Raw genomic sequence first — 17,734 nt, 5'->3', positions numbered from 1 at the left:
GCGGTCGAGCCGCTGGGCGCGATGCCGGGACGGATTGCGCGACGAAATCGGCGTTCACCCCCGGAACGCTTAACCCGCGGGCCTCCGGCCGGTTTAATCCCTCAGAAGCCGGCTCAACGACGAGGAGGCGAGATGGCGACCAGCACGTCCGAGGAGTCCGTCCGCCGGGCGGCCACGCGCGACTGGGGCGAGGCGATCCGCGCCGTCACCGGCGCGTACTTCCCGCACGAGCTGCGGCCGCTGGCGCCCACCGACCGGCTCGACCTGGCCATGCACACCGTGGACCTGGGGCCGGTGACGGTCGGGCGGATCGGCTGGGGCGTGGACGTCGCGATCGACTGCGCCTACCCGGACGCCTACGAGGTCAACATGCCGCTGGCCGGAAGCCTGGAGTCCCGGCACGGCCGCGACCAGGTCATCTCCGGCGAGGGCAACGGCACGATCTTCCCGCCCAACCGCCTCACGCCGATCACCCGCTGGTCGGCGGAGTGCACCGTGGTCGGGGTGAAGTTCGACCGCGCCGGGCTGGAGCGCGAGGCCGACCGCGTGCTGGCCGCTCCGCTGCCCGGAGGGCTGGAGCTGCCCGCGCAGATCGACCGGCGCAGCGCCGCCACCCGGGGCTGGCTGCACTTCGTCCGCACGCTCACCGCCGAGATGGCCGAGACGCAGGCGATGCTGTGCGACGACGTCCTCAAGCGGCAGCTGTCGAGCACGATCATGACGGGATTCCTGCTGGCCATGCACCCGGATCGGCGCAGCGGCGCGCCCGCGCGCCCGCGCATCGTCAACCGCGTCCTGGACCGGCTGCGCGAGGACCCGGCGCACGGCTGGACCGCCGCCGAGATGGCCGAGATCGCCGGGGTCAGCGTCCGCCGCCTGCAGGAGGGTTTCCAGGAGTACGTCGGCACCACGCCCTCGGCGTGCCTGCGCGACATCCGCCTCGTCCGCGCCCACGAGGACCTCCTCGCATCGAACGCGTCCACGGTCGCCGAGGTCGCCGCCCGCTGGAACTTCACCAACACAGGCCGCTTCGCCGCCGCCTACCGAGCCAAGTACGGCCACTCCCCCTCGGAAACGCTGCAGCGTTAGAAGACGGTGAGGGGTCACCTTGCTTGGCGGTGCGGGTAGCAGAACCTGATCGGCTCCGTGGACTCCGCCCGCCACTCCTGATGTATGCCAATACACGGCGTCGCGGCGTGCTCGCCACGAAGCCGATCAGAACCTGCGGCGGTGCCAGCGCCTTAGGTGGTGGAAGAGAATGCGGCTCCGCCGCATACCTGCGGTTCCAAGCTCCGTCCGAAGGGCCATTCAGCTGCAGAAGTAGGCGGCACACGCGTTGACTGTCGACAGACGACTATCATCGCGTCCGTGACCGAGGAAGCTTTGCGCAGTTTGGATCGGATGACCTTGCGGGAGCGGGCGCTGGTGGCGCTGCGCGAGGCGATCCTGACCGGGCGGTACGGGCCGGGCGATCACCTGGGCGAGGTGGAGATCGCCTCGCAGCTGTCGATCAGCCGCGGCACGGTGCGCGAGGCGCTGCGCCACCTCCAGCAGGAAGGCCTGGTCACGCCCGGTGTGCGCGGGATGCTGCGGGTGCGCAGCCTGTCCCCCGACGAGATCGACGAGCTGTTCCGGGTGCGCTGCGCGCTGGAGGGCCAGGCGGTTTCCGAGATCGTCGAGTCCGACGGGCTGCCGCAGATCATCGACGAGCTCAACGCCTCGCTGGACAAGCTCGAAGCCGCGACCGGTGATCTCACCGAGCAGCTGGAGGCCGATCTAGCCTTCCACGCGCAGCTGTGCGCGCTGTCGGGGAACTCGATCCTGCTCGACACCTGGCGCCACCTGGAAGGCCCGATCCGGGTCGTGGTGATGAGCGCGTCCACCGAGAACCGCCGCTTCCCCATGTGGGCGGGCCATCACCGGCCGATAGTCGAGGCCCTCGAGCGCGGCGACGCCGACACCGCCGTGCGGGTGCTCCGCGAGCACATGCAGGCGGCCGTCAGGCTGCTCAACAGCAAGGACTGAGCGCGCCGGAGGGCGCGGGAATCCGTCCTTGACACCTCCCCGACCGGACTTATGATGACTGTCAACATTGACTGTTGACACTCAACATTCAGCCACCCGGTCAAGGAGGATCGCGATGGCAAGCTCCACCGCCCGGGCGTCGGTCGACGGCAGCCCGGACAAGTTCAGAGTCGCCGTCGGCTGCGGAGTCGGCGCGACCATCGAGACCTACGACTTCATCGGCTTCGGCACCGCCGCGGCCCTCTACTTCGGCGACGCGTTCTTCCCCGACTCCGACCCGCTGTCGGCGTCGCTGATGTCCTTCGCGACCCTCGGCGTCGGCTTCGCCGCGCGCCCGCTGGGCGGCATCATCGCCGGTCACCTGGGCGACCGGATCGGCCGCAAACCGGTGCTGGTGTCCTCGCTGCTGCTGATGGGCATCGCCACGGTGCTCATCGGCTGCCTGCCCACCTACCAGCAGGTCGGCGTGTGGGCGCCGGTGCTGCTGGTGGCCGTGCGCATCGTGCAGGGACTGGCCTTCGGCGCCGAGTGGGGCGGGGCCATCCTGATGACCTTCGAGCACGCGCCCTGGCGCCGACGCGGTCTCTACACCGGCATCACCCAGGCCGGGTTCCCCGTCGGGCTGCTGCTGGCCAACCTCGCGTTCCTGGCCAGCGCCGGGCTGGGCGGGTCGCTTCCGTGGCGGATCCCGTTCCTGCTGTCGGCGGTGCTGATCGTGGTGGGCATCCTGATCCGCCTCAAGATCGATGAATCACCGGAGTTCGAGGACCTCAAGGACGCAGGCGAGGTCGCCCGCAACCCGATCCTGCAGGTGCTGCGCGACGACTGGCGCACCGTGCTGCGCACCTTCTGCCTGCGCGTGGTCGAAACCGCCGGCTACGCAGTGTCGGTGACCTTCATGCTCACCTACCTCAAGCTCGGCAGCGCGCCCACCGAGGGATCGCTGAGCCTGCTCGCGCTGACCACCGCCGCGGGCGTCGGCATCGCGGCCACCGCGCTGTGGGGCCACTTCTCCGACGTCGTCGGCCGCCGACCGATCTACCTGCTGGGCTGCGTGCTCGCGGTGGCCTGGGGCGTGCCGATGTTCCTGCTGACCAACACCGGTTCCGCGGTGCTGATCGTGGTCGCGTTCGTGATCAGCTACGCGATCTGCCAGAACTCGCTGGCCGGGGTGCAGGGCGCCTGGTTCTCGGAGCTGTTCCAGACCAGGACCCGCACGGCCGGTGCGTCGCTGGCCTACCAGATCTCCGCCGTCGTCTCGGGTTTCACGCCGATGATCGCCACCGCCCTCTACGGCCAGTTCGGCTGGGCGGGACCGGCGCTGCTGTTCAGCGGTTACGGCGTGCTGGGCCTGGTCGCCGCGGTGCCCACCCGCGAGACCTGGGGCCCGGCGCAGAAGGCCGAGGTCGACGCCCTCGAGCGGGCCGCCACGAAGGAGGAAGCAGTTGTCTGATCGAACGCGGCGGATCGCGGAGTCCGCGCGCCGCATCCGCAAGAACGCCCTGGACATGGGCGAGCTGCAGGGCCAGGGCTACATCGCCCAGGCGCTCGGGGTCGCCGACGTGCTGGCCGTGATGTACACCGACCAGCTGCGGATCCGCCCCCAGGACCCGGAGTGGGAGGAGCGCGACCGGTTCCTGCTGTCCATCGGCCACTACGCGATCGCGCTGTACGCGGCGCTGGCCGAGGCCGGTGTGCTCGACGTCGACGAGCTGCAGACCTACGCCACCGACGACTCGCGGCTGCCGATGTCGGGCATGGCCAGCTACACGCCCGGCATGGAGATCTCCGGCGGTTCACTCGGGCACGGGCTCGGCGTGGCCGTGGGCATGTCGATCGGGTTGCGGCACAAGGGAAATCCGGCGCGCGTCTACAACCTGCTCTCCGACGGCGAGCTGGACGAGGGCTCCACCTGGGAGGCCGCGCTGGCCGCCTCGCACTACGGGCTGGACAACCTCATCGCGCTGGTGGACGTCAACGCGCTGCAGGCCGACGGGCCGACGGTCGACGTGCTGCGCACCGAGCCGATCCAGGCCAAGTGGGAGGCCTTCGGCTGGAACGCGGTGCGCGTCAACGGAAACGACATCGAGGCGCTGGTGACCGCGCTCGACGGGCTGCGCGAGCACCGGGGTTCGCCCTCGGTGCTGATCTGCGACACGCAGGTCGGACGCGGCGTCCCGTTCCTGGAAGCCCGGGAGAAGGCGCACTTCATGCGGGTCGAACCGCACGAGTGGCAACTGGCACGCGACCACCTGCAGGAGGCCGGGGCATGACGACCGCGACGAAGAAGGCCACCACGTCGGCGATGATCGCCTCGTTCGCCGACGAGGGCCAGAAGACCACCAAGGCCCCGTTCGGCCACGCGCTGGCCGAGCTCGGCCGGCAGCGCCAGGACGTCGTCGGGCTCTCGGCCGACCTGGCCAAGTACACCGACATGCACGTCTTCCGGGACGCCTTCCCGGACCGGTTCTTCCAGATGGGCATGGCCGAGCAGGCGCTGCTGGCCGCGGCGGCCGGGATGGCCGAGGTGGGCCTGACGCCGTTCGCCTCGACCTACTCGGTGTTCGCGACGCGGCGGGCCTACGACTTCCTGTGCCTGGACATCGCCGAGCCGGGCCTCAACGTCAACGTCATCGGCGGGCTTCCGGGCCTGACCACCGGGTACGGGCCGAGCCACCAGGCGACCGAGGACATCGCGATCCTGCGCGGGATCCCGGGTCTGACGATCGTGGACCCGTGCGACTCGGTGGACATCGAGCAGGCGGTGCCGCAGCTGGCCGAGGCCCCCGGCCCGACCTACCTGCGGCTGCTGCGCGGCGCGGTGCCGACGGTGCTCGACGAGTACGACTACCGGTTCCAGCTGGGCAGGGCCGCGGAGCTGCGCACCGGGCGGGACGTGCTGATGATCTCCAGCGGGCTGATGACGATGCGCGCCCTGACCGCCGCCGCCGAGCTCGCCGAGGACGGCGTGGACGTGGCGGTGCTGCACGCGCCGACCATCAAACCTCTTGACACGCAGGCGGTTCTGTCCGCCGTCGGCAAGGGGCGGCTGGTGGTGACGCTGGAGAACCACACGGTCGTCGGCGGGCTGGCCGAGTCGGTGGCCTCGTGCCTGGCGTTCAACGGGGTCGGCGAGCGGATCGTGCCGATCGGCCTGCCGGACGAGTTCCTGGCCGCCGGGGCGCTGCCGACCCTGCACGACCGCTACGGGCTGTCGGTGCCGCGGATCAAGAAGCGCGTGCTCGCCGAGCTCGGCTGATTTCACCTGGGAGAGAACATGAATCGCACAGCCATCATCACCGGAGCGGGATCGCGCCGCGGCATCGGGCAGGGCATCGCGCACGCGCTGGCCGCGCAGGGCTGGGACATCGCGGTCCTCGACATCGACGAGGCCAGCGCCAAGGACGTCGCCGACGCCGTCGCCGAGGAGCACGGCGTGAAGGCGATCGGCGCGGTCTGCGACGTCACCGACAAGGCCGCCGTGGACTCGGCGGTGGCGGTCGTGGAGTCGTCGCTGCCGGAGATCGGCGCGCTGGTCAACAACGCCGGCATCACCTCGCCGGTGCCGTTCCAGGAGGTCTCCGACGAGGAGTGGGACCGGGTCTTCGAGGTCAACGTCCGGGGCAGCTACCTGATGACCAAGCGGGTCGTCGACGGCATGGTCTCGCGCCGGTTCGGCCGCATCGTGAACCTCTCGTCGGTCTCGGCGGAGCGCGGCGGTGGCGTGTTCGGCGGTGTCGCCTACTCGGCGGCCAAGGCCGGTCTGCTCGGGTTCTCCCGCGCCCTGGCCCGCGAGCTGGGCCCGTCCGGCGTCACCGTGAACTCGGTGGCCCCGGGCCTGATCGACACCGACATCACCGCGGGCAAGCTCGACCCGGAGCGCAAAGCAGCCATGATCGCCGACATCCCCACCCGCCGAGCGGGGCAGGTCTCCGACGTCGCCGACGTCGTCGCCTTCCTCTGCCGCACGGAGTCCGGCTACCTCACCGGAGTCACCTACGACATCAACGGAGGCTCCCACATCCACTGACCCGCTCGGGTGGAACTTCACGATTTCAATGGAAGTCAGGTCCCCTGACTTCCATTGAAATCGTGACCAGCCCTGATGTCGGTCTCCTCCGCTACGGTTCCGCCATGGACGTCGGAATGGACCTCACGCTCGACTGCCGCAACGCCGTGGTGTTGGGCGAGTTCTGGAAGACCGCTCTCGGGTACGTCGACGAGCCACCGCCCGCCCCCTTCGCGACGCGGGACGAGTGGCTGATGAGCCTCGGTGAGCCCGTGGGGTCCGACGAGGACGGCGTCTGGCTCCGCTCCCCCGACGGCACCGGCCCTCGGTTGTCGATCCTCAAGGTCCCGGAACCGAAGACGGTCAAGAACCGGCTCCACATCGACATCCGGGTTCCCGGCCACGGCACGCACACCGAGCGGTGGTCGAGAGTCCAAGCCGAGGCGCAGCGCCTCCAGACAGCGGGCGCGACGATCCTCGAAACCTTCGACGAACACCACGTCGTCATGGCCGACCCGGAGGGCAACGAGTTCTGCGTCGCCCCGGGCCCGCGCTCGTGAAGCGGTCGCGGAGTTTCCCCGCCACCTTCAACGTATAGCGCGGACCGGGGCTTGCGGCAAGGCCCCCGACGTGGTGCAGAATCCCCGAGCATTGCCCTTGACCTGCGAAGACGAGGTTCGCAGCGGGGTCGTCTCGGGGGGTTGGTCATGACGGATGTGATCGTGGTGGGGGCCGGTCCCACCGGGTTGATGCTGGCCGCTGAGCTGCGGCTGCACGGGGTGGGCGTGGTCGTGGTCGAGGAGGCCGCGGAGCCCACCGATTTCGTGCGGGCGCTGGGGTTGCACGTGCGCAGCATCGAGATCCTGGACCAGCGCGGCTTGCTGGAGCGGTTCCTGGCCGAGGGCACCGAGTACCCGCTGGGCGGGTTCTTCGCGGCGATCTCCGCTCCCGCACCCACCGAGCTCGACACCGCGCACGGGTACGTGCTGGGCATCCCGCAGACCACCACCGAGCGGCTGCTGACCGAGCGGGCCCGGGAGCTCGACGTGGACCTGCGGCGGGGATGCGGGCTGGTCGGGCTCACCCAGGATCCCGGGGGCGTCACCGCCGAGCTCGCCGACGGCACCGAGCTGCGGGGACGGTTCCTCGTCGGATGCGACGGCGGGCGCAGCACCGTGCGCAAGCTCTGCGGGATCGCGTTCCCCGGCGAGCCGTCTCGGGCGGACACGCTGCTGGCCGAGGTGCAGGTGACGGCCTCCCCGGAGGAGCTGGCGGCGGCGACCGCCGAGGTGCGCGAGACGCAGAAGCGCTTCGGCATCGGGCCGATCGACGACCAGTGGTGCCGGGTGGTCGTGCCCGCCGCCGAGGTGGCCGGCGCGCCGCCGAGTCTCGACGAGCTGCGGAGTCAGCTGGTCGCCGTCGCGGGCAGCGACTTCGGCGTCCACTCCCCTCGTCGGCTGGCGCGGTTCGGCGACGCCACCCGGCAGGCCGAGCGGTACCGATCGGACCGGGTCTTCTTGGCCGGCGACGCCGCGCACGTGCACCCGCCGGTCGGCGGGCAAGGGCTCAACCTGGGGTTGCAGGACGCGTTCAACCTCGGCTGGAAGCTCGCCGCCGAGATCGCCGGGTGGGCGCCCGAGGACCTGCTCGACACCTACCAGGCCGAACGGCACCCGGTCGCCGCCGACGTCCTCGACAACACGCGGGCGCAGATGCAGCTGATGGCCACCGACCCCGGATCGCGGGCGGTGCGGCGGCTGGTGGCCGAGCTGATGGAGTTCGACGTGGTCGCGCGGCACCTCACCGAGAAGATCATCGCGACCGAGGTGCGCTACGACCTCGGCGACCCGAACCCCTTGGTGGGCAAGCGGATGCGGGATCTGACGCTGCGCGAAGGACGGCTCTACGAGCGGATGCGCGCCGGGCGCGGGCTGCTGCTCGACCAGACCGGCGCGCTGTCGGTGGCGGGGTGGCGCGACCGGGTCGATCACGTCGTCGACGCCGCCGAGGAGTGCGACGAGCCCGCCGTCCTGCTGCGGCCGGACGGGCACGTGGTGTGGGTCGGGGATGATCGCGAGGAGCTCGCCGGGCGGTTGGAGCGGTGGTTCGGGAGGTGACTCACTTCTCGCTCCGACACGCCCATGTTGGTGTTGGACGTCGACTCAGACCCCACATGTAGAGTGTCGCTCGCTGGTGGTTCACCGGGCCCGCGCGGGTCCGGTGTGGCAACAGGGAACCCGGTGCGAATCCGGGACTGCCCCGCAGCGGTGAACGGGAACGACCGCCGTCATCACGCACTGGACCCCGCCGGGTCTGGGAAGCGACGGCCAGTAGGTTCGTTCGGGTGGGGAAGTTTTCATGAAAACTTCCCCACCCCACGAGACGGATGCCCGTGAGTCCGAAGACCTGCCATCGGCGCGCGCACGACCGTGCGCGCCGTCCGGGACCTCGCGGGAGGGTCCACGCGGACAGGCGACGAGCGCTGCCGTCGCGTCCTCGCGTGCTGTCACCGCCGGTTCCGGGCACGACTTCCGAGCTCGCGAGGAGAGAGTCCCGGTGACCGACACCGCACTGTCCGAACCCATTCCGCTCACCCGGGTTTCCACCGTGGTCGAGCAGGCCTGCGCGGGGCTCGCCGACGTGGATCCGTCGGCGGTGCTCGCCGAGGTCGAGCGCAACATCTACCCCGGCATCGACGACGCCGAGCTCGGCGAGGCGCTGATCATGTCAGCGCGCACGCTCGTGGAATCCGAGCCGAACTACTCCCGGGTCACCGCGCGGCTGCTGCTGGACAAGCTGCGCGGCGAAGCGCTCAGCCACCTGGCCGGCGGGCCGCGGCAGGCCGACCAGGACCAGATGCGCGACGACTACGCCGCCTACTTCGCCGACTACGTGCGGCACGGCATCGACCTGGGCAGGCTGGACCCGGAGCTGGCGCGCTTCGACCTGCCGCGGCTGGGCGCGGCGCTGGAGGCCGAGCGCGACCTGGCCTTCGACTTCCTCGGCTTGCAGACCCTCTACGACCGGTACTTCCTGCACGACGACGGGATTCGCTTCGAGCTGCCGCAGGCGTTCTTCATGCGGGTGGCGATGGGTCTGGCGCTGCGCGAGGACGACCGCGACGCGCGGGCCGTGGAGTTCTACCGGCTGCTGTCGTCGTTCGACTTCATGGCCTCCACGCCGACGCTGTTCAACTCCGGGACCACCCGGCCGCAGCTGTCCTCGTGCTTCCTGACCACGGTCGACGACGACCTGCAATCGATCTTCAGCTCGTACCGCAACAACGCGCTGCTGGCCAAGTACTCCGGCGGGCTGGGCAACGACTGGACGCCGGTGCGCGGCATCGGCGCGCACATCCGCGGCACCAACGGCGAGTCGCAGGGCGTCGTGCCGTTCCTCAAGATCGCCAACGACACGGCGGTGGCGGTCAACCAGGGCGGCAAGCGCAAGGGCGCGGTGTGCGCGTACCTGGAGACCTGGCACATCGACGTCGAGGAGTTCCTCGACCTGCGCAAGAACACCGGCGACGACCGGCGGCGCACGCACGACATGAACACCGCGAACTGGGTTCCCGACGAGTTCCTGCACCGGGTGGAAGCCGACGAGTCGTGGACCCTGTTCTCCCCCGACGAGACCCCCGACCTGCACGATCTGCACGGCGCCGAGTTCGCCGAGCGCTACCGCGCCTACGAGGCCGCGGCCGATCGCGGCGAGATCCGGGTGTTCCGGCGGGTGCGTGCCGTGGAGCTGTGGCGGCGGATGCTGACCATGCTGTTCGAGACCGGGCACCCGTGGATCACCTTCAAGGACCCGTGCAACCTGCGCTCGCCGCAGCAGCACACCGGCGTGGTGCACTCGTCGAACCTGTGCACCGAGATCACGCTGAACACCTCCGCCGACGAGGTCGCGGTGTGCAACCTGGGGTCGGTGAACCTCGCCCGGCACGTCACCCCCGACGGGCTCGACCGCGACCGGCTGGCCGCGACCGTGCGCACGGCGGTGCGGATGCTGGACAACGTCATCGACATCAACTTCTACACGATCCCGGAGGCCGAGCGCTCGAACTCCCGGCACCGGCCGGTGGGGCTCGGGCTGATGGGCTTCTCCGACGCGCTGCTCGTCCAGCGGATCCCGATGTCCTCGCCGGAGGCGGTGGAGTTCGCCGACCGCAGCATGGAGGAGATCAGCTACCACGCGATCGCGGCCTCCAGCCGGCTCGCCGAGGAGCGCGGGCGCTACGCGACGTTCGAGGGCTCGTTGTGGAGCCGGGGCGTGCTGCCGATCGATTCGCAGGAGTTCCTGCGGGAGTCGCGGGACCTGGACTTCTCGTCCACTCTGGACTGGGACGGGTTGCGGGAACGGGTGCGCGCCAACGGGATGCGCAACTCCAACGTGATGGCGATCGCGCCGACCGCGACCATCGCCAACATCTGCGGCGTCGGGCAGTCGATCGAGCCGCTGTACCGCAACCTCTACGTCAAGTCGAACATGTCCGGTGACTTCACCGTCGTCAACCCGCACCTGGTCGCCGACCTCAAGCGCGCCGGGCTGTGGGACGAGGCGATGGTGGCGGACCTGAAGTTCTTCGACGGCTCGCTGGGGCCGATCGACCGCATCCCCGACGAGCTGAAGTCCCTCTACGCCACGGCTTTCGAGATCGAGCCGCGGTGGCTGGTCGAGGCCGCGGCGCGGCGGCAGAAGTGGATCGACCAGGCGCAGTCGCTGAACCTGTACCTGGCCACGCCCAGCGGCCGCAAGCTCGACGAGCTCTACCGGCTGGCCTGGCGCAAGGGCCTCAAGACCACCTACTACCTGCGCTCCTCCAGCGCCACGCACGTGGAGAAGTCCACCTTGCGCGGCACCGACGGCAAGCTCAACGCCGTCCCGGCCGCCTGCTCGGTGGAGGACCCGGAATGCGAGGCCTGCCAGTGACTTCCCAGGAGACGACGATGAGCACCACCACCGGATTGGGCACCATCGACCGCGACGGCGGGCGCGTCGACGTCAGCGAGAAGGCGATGATCAACTCGCGGGCGGACGTCAACCAACTGCTGCCGCTGAAGTACGGCTGGGCGTGGGACAAGTACCTGGCCGGGTGCACCAACCACTGGATGCCCACCGAGGTGTCGATGCAGGCCGACATCGCGCTGTGGAAGTCCCGCGACGGCCTCACCGACGACGAGCGCACCATGCTCAAGCGCAACCTCGGGTTCTTCGCCACCGCGGAATCGTTGGTGGCCAACAACATCGTGCTCGCGGTGTACCGGCACCTCACCAACCCCGAATGCCGGCAGTACCTGCTGCGGCAGGCGTTCGAGGAGGCCGTGCACACCCACACGTTCCAGTACATCTGCGAGAGCCTGGGTCTGGACGAGGGCGAGTTGTTCAACGCCTACCGGGAGATCCCGTCGATCGCCGACAAGGACGCGTGGGCGCTGCGCTACACCCAGAACCTGGAGAACCCGGACTTCGCGACGGGCACGCCGGAGGCCGATCAGGCGTTCCTGCGGGACCTCATCGCGTTCTACGTGGTGTTCGAGGGCATGTGGTTCTACACCGGGTTCGCGCAGATCCTGTCGCTGGGCAGGCGGAACAAGATGGTCGGGATCGCCGAGCAGTACCAGTACATCCTGCGCGACGAGTCGATCCACCTGAACTTCGGGATCGACTGCATCAACCAGATCAAGCTGGAGAACCCGCACCTGTGGTCGCCGGAGTTCCAGCAGGAGGCCCGCACGATGCTGCGCGAGGCCTGCGAGCTGGAGACCGCCTACGGCCGCGACACCATGCCGCGCGGCGTGCTCGGCCTCAACGCCGAGCTGTGCGAGCAGTACATGCACTTCATCACCAACCGCCGCTGCGCCCAGCTCGGCCTGGAACCGGTCTTCCCCGAGACGGACAACCCCTTCCCCTGGATGTCGGAAACGATGGATCTCAAGAAGGAGAAGAACTTCTTCGAAACCCGCGTCACCGAGTACCAGTCGGGCGCAGCGCTGAGCTGGGACTGACCGCCGCGGCGGGACCGTTGGTCACCAGGTGACGGTTTTAGCCATAATTGACCGGGCATAACGGACATTGATCATGGGTGATTATGGCTAAAACCGTCCACTTGCAACGACCGTTGTCACCGTGAGCCGCCGCCGGGGCCCGGGGGCGAGCCTTTGATCAGGCTCGCCCCCGGTTTCCGGGGTGGTCAGGCTCGGAGGCGGTGGGCCGCCTCCGCCATGTTGCGGAGGGCGCGTTCGACCTCGGCGTAGTCGCGCGTCTTGAGACCGCAGTCGGGGTTGACCCACAGGCGTTCGGCCGGAACGGCCTGCACAGCGGTCTTGAGCAGCTCGGCCATCTCCTCGACACCGGGAACGCGGGGCGAGTGGATGTCGTAGACGCCCGGGCCCACGCCCCGGTCGAAGCCGACCTCGTCGAGGTCGGCGAGGACCTCCATGCGCGAGCGGGCCGCTTCGATGCTGGTGACGTCGGCGTCGAGGGCCACGATCGCGTCGATGACGTCGCCGAACTCCGAGTAGCACAGGTGCGTGTGGATCTGCGTCGCCTCGGAGACCCCGGAGGTGGCGAGCCGGAACGACTCCACCGCCCAGTCCAGGTACGCCGGACGCCGATCGGCGCGCAGCGGGAGCAGTTCGCGCAGCGCGGGCTCGTCGACCTGCACCACGCGGATGCCGGCGGCCTCCAGGTCGCGGACCTCGTCACGGATGGCCAGCGCGACCTGGCGGGCGGTGTCGGCCTGCGGCTGGTCGTCGCGGACGAACGACCACGCCAGCATCGTCACCGGGCCGGTGAGCATGCCCTTGACGGGCTTGTCGGTGAGCCGCTGCGCGTGCTCGGCCCACTCGGCGGTCATCGGTTCGGGCCGGTGCACGTCGCCGAACAGGATCGGCGGCCGGACGCAGCGGGAGCCGTAGGACTGCACCCAGCCGTGGTCGGTGGTGGCGAAACCGTCGAGCCGCTCGGCGAAGTACTGCACCATGTCGTTGCGCTCGGGTTCGCCGTGCACCAGCACGTCGAGGCCGATGTCCTCCTGCAGCGCGATGACGCGCTCGACCTCGTCGCGCATCCGCTGCCGGTAGGTCGCCTGGTCGATGCGGCCCGCGCGCAGCGCCGCCCGCGCCTTGCGGACGTCGGTGGTCTGCGGGAACGAGCCGATCGTGGTGGTCGGCAGCGGCGGCAGCCGCAGCGACTTCTCCTGCGCGGCTTGCCGTTTCGCGTAGTCCGCCCGCTGGGAGTCGGCGGGCCGCAGCGAGTCGAGGCGGGCGCGGACCCGGTGGTTGCGAACCCTCTCGGCCGAGGCCCGGTCGGCGACGGCGGCCCGCGCCTCGGCGAGCTCGGCGTCGACGACGTCGCGCCCCTCCCGCAGCGCGCGGCCGAGGGTCACGACCTCGCCGACCTTCTGCGCCGCGAACGACAACCACGGCTTGACCTGCGGGTCCAGGCCCGGTTCGGCGTCGACGTCGTAGGGCACGTGCAGCAGCGGGCACGAGGTGCCGAGCGCGATCTCCCCGGCGGAACCGAGCAACGTGGCCGCGGTGGTCAGGCACCGGTCGAGGTCGGCGCGCCACACGTTGCGACCGTCGACCACCCCGGCGACCAGGACCTTGTCGCGCAATCCGGTGGTGGCCGCGGCGTTGTCCTGAGTGGACGGCTCGGTGACCAGGTCCAGCGCGATGCCCTCGACCGGGGTCGAGGCGAGCGCGCCGAGCGCGTCCCCGGGGTCGCCGAAGTAGCAGGCGGTGAGGATCGCGGGCCGTTCGGCGAGGTCGCCGAGGCGCCGGTAGGTGTTGCGCAGCGCGTCGAGCTCGTCGGGCGTGCGGTCGGCGGCCAGCGCGGGTTCGTCGAGCTGCACCCACTCGGCCCCGGCCCGGTGCAGCTCGCCGAGCAACCGCCCGTAGGCGTCGGTGAGCTCGGGCAGCTTGTCGAGCGGGTCGAACCCGTCGGTGGCGGGCTTGCTCAGCAGCAGGAACGTCAGCGGACCCACCAGCACCGGCCGGGTCTCGACGCCGAGCTTGCGCGCCTCCCGGAACTGCTCGACGACGGTGGTGTCAGTGAGCGCGAACCTGGTGTCCGGGCCGATCTCGGGCACCAGGTAGTGGTAGTTGGTGTCGAACCACTTCGTCATCTCCAGCGGGGGCACCGCGTCGGTGCCGCGCGCCATCGCGAAGTAGGTGTCCAGCGCGCCGAGCCCCAGCTCGGCGTAGCGCGTTGGGACGGCGCCGAAGGTGACGGCGGCGTCGAGGACCTGGTCGTAGTAGGAGAACGTGGTGCCCGGCACCGTGTCGAGGCCGGCCTCGGCCAGCCCGCGCCAGGTGTTCTCCCGCAGCGTGCGCGCGACCTCGCGCAGCTCCGCCTCGCCGCTGCGCCCGGCCCAGTAGGACTCCAGGGCGCGCTTGAGCTCCCGGTTCGGGCCGATCCGGGGGTATCCGAGGACGGTGGATCCGATCTTGCTGGTCAACGCTCTCTCCTCGCGAGCTCGACTTCGACGGTCGAGGCCCTCGCGACAGGCGCGCGCCGACCCGCGGGCGCACCGCGCCCACCGGTCGTCCGCCAGGTCCTCCCGCGAGACCTCGGACCAGCGCGCACCGGCGGCGCGCGCACCGGTGGCAGGTATTCGGACTCGCGGGCTCTCGTGGGTCGGGGGAAGTTTTCATGAAAACTTCCCCACCCGAACGAACCTACTGGCCGTCGCTTCCCAGACCCGGAGGTCCAGTGCTCCTGACGGCGGTCGTTCCCGCTCACCGCTGCGGGGCAGTCCCGGATTCGCACCGGGTTCCCTCTTGCCTCGCCCGGACCGCGCTCGACGCGCCGCCCGGACGAACCACCAGCACCCCCAGCCTAGCGAGACGCGGCACGCTGACAACCCCGGTTCACCGTGCCCGACATCGCGACACGCGCGCTGAGCACCGGTTCACCGGGCGGGGAGATCCCGATCACGCCGTGAAATCACGCCTACGCAATTCTTGATCTTCGCGATTGAATTCCGAACCAAATCCGCCCTTTTCATTTGATCTTCGTCCGATTTTCCCGGGATTCCCGGATTGCTAGTCCATTCGGGGATTTCGCTTGACCTCGAACCGGACGCTCACAACACTGAGCCTCGCGCACCGGGCCCAGCGACTCGGCTGCCGGGGAAGGGGACCCCGGATCGGCGCCGCGCGCAGCAAAAGCGCAGGGCGCCAACGTCTCTGCGAAGCTGGGGGAACGGAACCGGCCGCACGGCCCCGCATCCGGGGCTGAATTGCGGTGCCCACCTTCCCCCGCCGATGCCGCACGCTCCGAAAGCGGCGATCAGCGATGGGAGGGGCATGCCGACGATCACGAGCTATCCGGGCGTCTACGTCGAGGAGATCCCCAGCAACGCGCGCACCATCACCACCGTCACCACCTCGGTGACCGCGTTCGTGGGGCACACCAAGTGGGGTCCGCTCAACACCCCGGTCCGCATCACCAGCTTCGCCGACTTCGAGCAGCGGTTCGGCGGTCTGACCGCTCGCAGCGCCGTCGGTTACGCGGTCCACCAGTTCTTCGCCAACGGCGGCCGGATCGCGGTCGTCGTGCGCGTCTCCCGCAGCGGATCGGGCGAGGCCGCCTGCGTGCGGCTGCACTCCGACGACGACCGCGAGGACTGCCCGGTGCTCGCCGTGCACGCCAAGGCACCCGGGGTCTGGGGGAACGGGCTGCACGTCGCGGTCGATCACGACACCGCCGATCCGGAGGAGACCTTCACCCTGCGGGTGGCCGATTCCCGCGGCGGCGCGCACGAGGTGTTCACCGGCCTGTCGCTGGACCCGGAGCACGGCCGCTACGCCGAGACCGTGGTCAACGCGGGCTCGGCGCTGATCCGCGCGGAGGTCCTCGACGAGGGCCGCCCGGCCGCCTCGGGAACGGTGTCGAAGGAGTTCGGCGACGAGCTGCCGGACCTGGACGTCGAGCTCACCGCCCGGATCGGCGAGGTGGAGCGCGATTTCACCCTGCACGACCCCGATCACGACGGGCCCGCGCCGACCACGCTGGTCGAGCTGGCGCTGCTGCTGGAGCGCAAGCTGCGCGCGCTGCCCGACGCGCCCGGCAAGCGCGGCTTCGCCGACGCCGAGGTGGTGGCGTTCGGCAAGCGGCTGCAGATCGTGGCCGGATCCACCGACCCGTGCGACGAGGTCCGCTTCTCCGGCGAGTGCGCCGGTGACCTGGGGCTGGACGAGACGGTCAACCCGCCGGTGTTCCCGCTGGAAGGCGGCGAGGACGGCGATCCGCCCGGCCCTCGCGACCTCATCGGCGACCCCGCCGCCAAGACCGGCATCCAAGCGCTGCGCGACGTCGACGACGTGAACCTGCTGGCGCTGCCCGAGCTCGCCGACCACGAGTCCACTGAGGACGTTCTCGCGGTGATCTCGGCGGCCGACCGGTTGTGCCGGGAGCGCCGCATCTTCCAGCTCGTCGACGCCCCGTCGTCGTGGGGCGGGGTGGAGGCGGCCCGCGCCGGGATCTCGGCGTTCGACCCGGTGCGCAGCGACCACGCAGGCCTGTACTTCCCGCACCTGCAACTGCCCGACCCGCTGACCGGCCGGATCCGCGCGTTCCCGCCGTGCGGGGCGGTCGCCGGGGTCATCGCCCGCACCGACACCGAGCGCGGCGTGTGGAAGGCGCCGGCCGGCACCGAGGCGAAGGTCGTCGGCGTCCGGTCGCTGTCGGTGCCGCTCAGCGACCGGGAGAACGGGCTGCTCAACCCGCTGGGCGTGAACTGCCTGCGCGCGTTCCCGGTGGTGGGTCCGCTGGTGTGGGGTGCGCGCACGCTGGCCGGGTCGGACTCGGCCGACAGCGAGTGGAAGTACCTGCCGGTGCGCCGGTTGGCGCTGCACGTCGAGGAGAGCCTGCGGCGCGGCCTGCAGTGGGCGGTGTTCGAGCCGAACGACGACCAGCTGTGGCAGCAGATCCGGCTCAACGCCGCGGGTTTCCTGCACGACCTGTTCCGGCGCGGCGCGTTCCAGGGCGGGACGCCGCGCGAGGCCTACTTCGTCAAGTGCGACTCCGACACCACCAGCGAGGCCGACATCGCGCGCGGCGTGGTCAACGTCGTGGTCGGCATCGCGCCGGTCAAGCCCGCCGAGTTCGTGGTCGTGACGATCCAGCAGATGACCGGACAGCCGGAGGTGTGAGCATGGCCGAGTTCCAGATCAACGCGCACCGCTTCGACCCGTACAAGAACTTCAAGTTCCTGGTGCTGTGGGACGGCAAGACGGTCGCCGGGGTCAGCAAGATCAGCCCGCTCAAGCGCACCACCGAGGTCGTCAAGCACCGGCACGGCGGTGACCCCAGCTCGCCGCGCAAGGCGCCGGGCCGATCGGAGTTCGAGGGCATCACGCTGGAGCGCGGCGTCACCCACGACCCGGAGTTCGACCGCTGGGCCAACAAGGTGTGGCAGGTCGGGGCCGGTCTGGGCTCGGAGGTGTCGCTGGCGGACTTCCGCAAGGACATCGTGATCCAGGTGCTCAACGAGGCCGGTCAGGTCGCCGTCTCGCACAAGCTCTACCGCACCTGGCCCAGCGAGTACCAGGTGCTCGGCGAGATGGACGCCAACGCCAACGCGGTGGCGATCCAGAGCCTCAAGCTGGAGTGCGAGGGCTGGGAACGCGACTACGAGGTCGCCGAACCGACCGAGCCGGCGTTCACCAACCCCGCGTAGCCGCAGGGGGT

At 70.3% G+C, this 17,734-nt stretch carries 12 protein-coding genes, 1 pseudogene and 2 riboswitches; of the genes and pseudogenes, 12 read left to right on the top strand and 1 reads right to left on the bottom strand.

The window, feature by feature from the left end:
- Window positions 1-132: 132 nt before the first annotated feature.
- The 10 genes and pseudogenes from BM424_RS22890 to BM424_RS22845 all read left to right on the top strand — a co-directional run bounded on the left by BM424_RS22890 (window position 133) and on the right by BM424_RS22845 (window position 12,042).
- Window positions 133-1,089 (top strand): AraC family transcriptional regulator, encoded by a 957-nt coding sequence (locus tag BM424_RS22890; RefSeq protein ID WP_093421720.1) that lies wholly within the window; start codon window positions 133-135, stop codon window positions 1,087-1,089.
- A gap of 279 nt (window positions 1,090-1,368) precedes the next feature.
- Window positions 1,369-2,025, top strand: coding sequence for a GntR family transcriptional regulator (locus tag BM424_RS22885; RefSeq protein ID WP_245776055.1), 657 nt, complete (start codon window positions 1,369-1,371; stop codon window positions 2,023-2,025).
- Window positions 2,026-2,140: 115 nt separating this feature from the next.
- Window positions 2,141-3,478 carry an MFS transporter gene (locus tag BM424_RS22880; RefSeq protein ID WP_093421715.1) on the top strand — a complete coding sequence of 446 codons (1,338 nt, stop codon included), beginning with the start codon at window positions 2,141-2,143 and terminating at the stop codon, window positions 3,476-3,478.
- A complete protein-coding gene (locus tag BM424_RS22875) occupies window positions 3,471-4,298 on the top strand; it encodes a transketolase (RefSeq protein ID WP_093421713.1) in 828 nt (275 codons plus the stop codon). Before BM424_RS22880 ends, BM424_RS22875 begins: the two co-directional genes overlap by 8 nt.
- Window positions 4,295-5,284, top strand: a complete 990-nt coding sequence (locus BM424_RS22870; RefSeq protein WP_093421710.1) for a transketolase family protein — start codon at window positions 4,295-4,297, stop codon at window positions 5,282-5,284. The genes BM424_RS22875 and BM424_RS22870 overlap by 4 nt, the downstream gene beginning before the upstream one ends.
- An 18-nt stretch (window positions 5,285-5,302) precedes the next feature.
- Complete coding sequence (locus BM424_RS22865) at window positions 5,303-6,055, top strand: SDR family NAD(P)-dependent oxidoreductase (protein ID WP_093421708.1); 753 nt, start codon at window positions 5,303-5,305, stop codon at window positions 6,053-6,055.
- Between the two features lie 104 nt (window positions 6,056-6,159).
- Complete coding sequence (locus tag BM424_RS22860; protein WP_093421705.1) at window positions 6,160-6,594, top strand: VOC family protein; 435 nt, start codon at window positions 6,160-6,162, stop codon at window positions 6,592-6,594.
- Window positions 6,595-6,741: 147 nt separating this feature from the next.
- Complete coding sequence (gene rox / locus BM424_RS22855; RefSeq protein WP_093421703.1) at window positions 6,742-8,151, top strand: rifampin monooxygenase; 1,410 nt, start codon at window positions 6,742-6,744, stop codon at window positions 8,149-8,151.
- 60 nt (window positions 8,152-8,211) lie between these two features.
- Window positions 8,212-8,462: riboswitch (cobalamin riboswitch) on the top strand.
- A 104-nt stretch (window positions 8,463-8,566) separates the two neighbouring features.
- A pseudogene (locus BM424_RS22850) lies at window positions 8,567-10,966 on the top strand (ribonucleoside-diphosphate reductase subunit alpha); the annotation flags it as partial.
- Window positions 10,967-10,983: 17 nt separating this feature from the next.
- Window positions 10,984-12,042, top strand: a complete 1,059-nt coding sequence (locus tag BM424_RS22845) for a ribonucleotide-diphosphate reductase subunit beta (protein ID WP_217649803.1) — start codon at window positions 10,984-10,986, stop codon at window positions 12,040-12,042.
- A gap of 185 nt (window positions 12,043-12,227) precedes the next feature.
- On the opposite strand, the gene metE is transcribed toward BM424_RS22845, so the two are convergent.
- Window positions 12,228-14,498: a 5-methyltetrahydropteroyltriglutamate--homocysteine S-methyltransferase gene (gene metE, locus BM424_RS22840; RefSeq protein ID WP_093421695.1), complete on the bottom strand. Its 2,271-nt coding sequence runs from the start codon at window positions 14,496-14,498 to the stop codon at window positions 12,228-12,230.
- 130 nt (window positions 14,499-14,628) lie between these two features.
- A riboswitch (cobalamin riboswitch) is annotated at window positions 14,629-14,881 on the bottom strand.
- 467 nt (window positions 14,882-15,348) lie between these two features.
- Here metE and BM424_RS22835 point away from each other — a divergent pair.
- Together BM424_RS22835 and BM424_RS22830 are read left to right on the top strand one after the other, a co-directional pair.
- Window positions 15,349-17,196, top strand: a complete 1,848-nt coding sequence (locus BM424_RS22835; protein WP_093421692.1) for a phage tail sheath family protein — start codon at window positions 15,349-15,351, stop codon at window positions 17,194-17,196.
- Between the two features lie 2 nt (window positions 17,197-17,198).
- A complete protein-coding gene (locus tag BM424_RS22830) occupies window positions 17,199-17,723 on the top strand; it encodes a phage tail protein (RefSeq protein WP_093421690.1) in 525 nt (174 codons plus the stop codon).
- Window positions 17,724-17,734 lie beyond the last annotated feature (11 nt).

This window comes from Saccharopolyspora flava, from assembly GCF_900116135.1.
Lineage (GTDB): Bacteria > Actinomycetota > Actinomycetes > Mycobacteriales > Pseudonocardiaceae > Saccharopolyspora > Saccharopolyspora flava.
Note: the sequence above shows the minus strand (reverse complement) of the source record. Positions and strands in the feature narration are given on the sequence as shown.

Coding starts and splice junctions, on each gene's coding strand:
- BM424_RS22890 (WP_093421720.1), top strand. CDS start 133: ATGGCGACCAGCACGTCCGAGGAGTCCGTCCGCCGGGCGGCCACGCGC.
- BM424_RS22880 (WP_093421715.1), top strand. CDS start 2,141: ATGGCAAGCTCCACCGCCCGGGCGTCGGTCGACGGCAGCCCGGACAAG.
- BM424_RS22870 (WP_093421710.1), top strand. CDS start 4,295: ATGACGACCGCGACGAAGAAGGCCACCACGTCGGCGATGATCGCCTCG.
- BM424_RS22865 (WP_093421708.1), top strand. CDS start 5,303: ATGAATCGCACAGCCATCATCACCGGAGCGGGATCGCGCCGCGGCATC.
- BM424_RS22860 (WP_093421705.1), top strand. CDS start 6,160: ATGGACGTCGGAATGGACCTCACGCTCGACTGCCGCAACGCCGTGGTG.
- rox (WP_093421703.1), top strand. CDS start 6,742: ATGACGGATGTGATCGTGGTGGGGGCCGGTCCCACCGGGTTGATGCTG.
- BM424_RS22845 (WP_217649803.1), top strand. CDS start 10,984: ATGAGCACCACCACCGGATTGGGCACCATCGACCGCGACGGCGGGCGC.
- BM424_RS22835 (WP_093421692.1), top strand. CDS start 15,349: ATGCCGACGATCACGAGCTATCCGGGCGTCTACGTCGAGGAGATCCCC.
- BM424_RS22830 (WP_093421690.1), top strand. CDS start 17,199: ATGGCCGAGTTCCAGATCAACGCGCACCGCTTCGACCCGTACAAGAAC.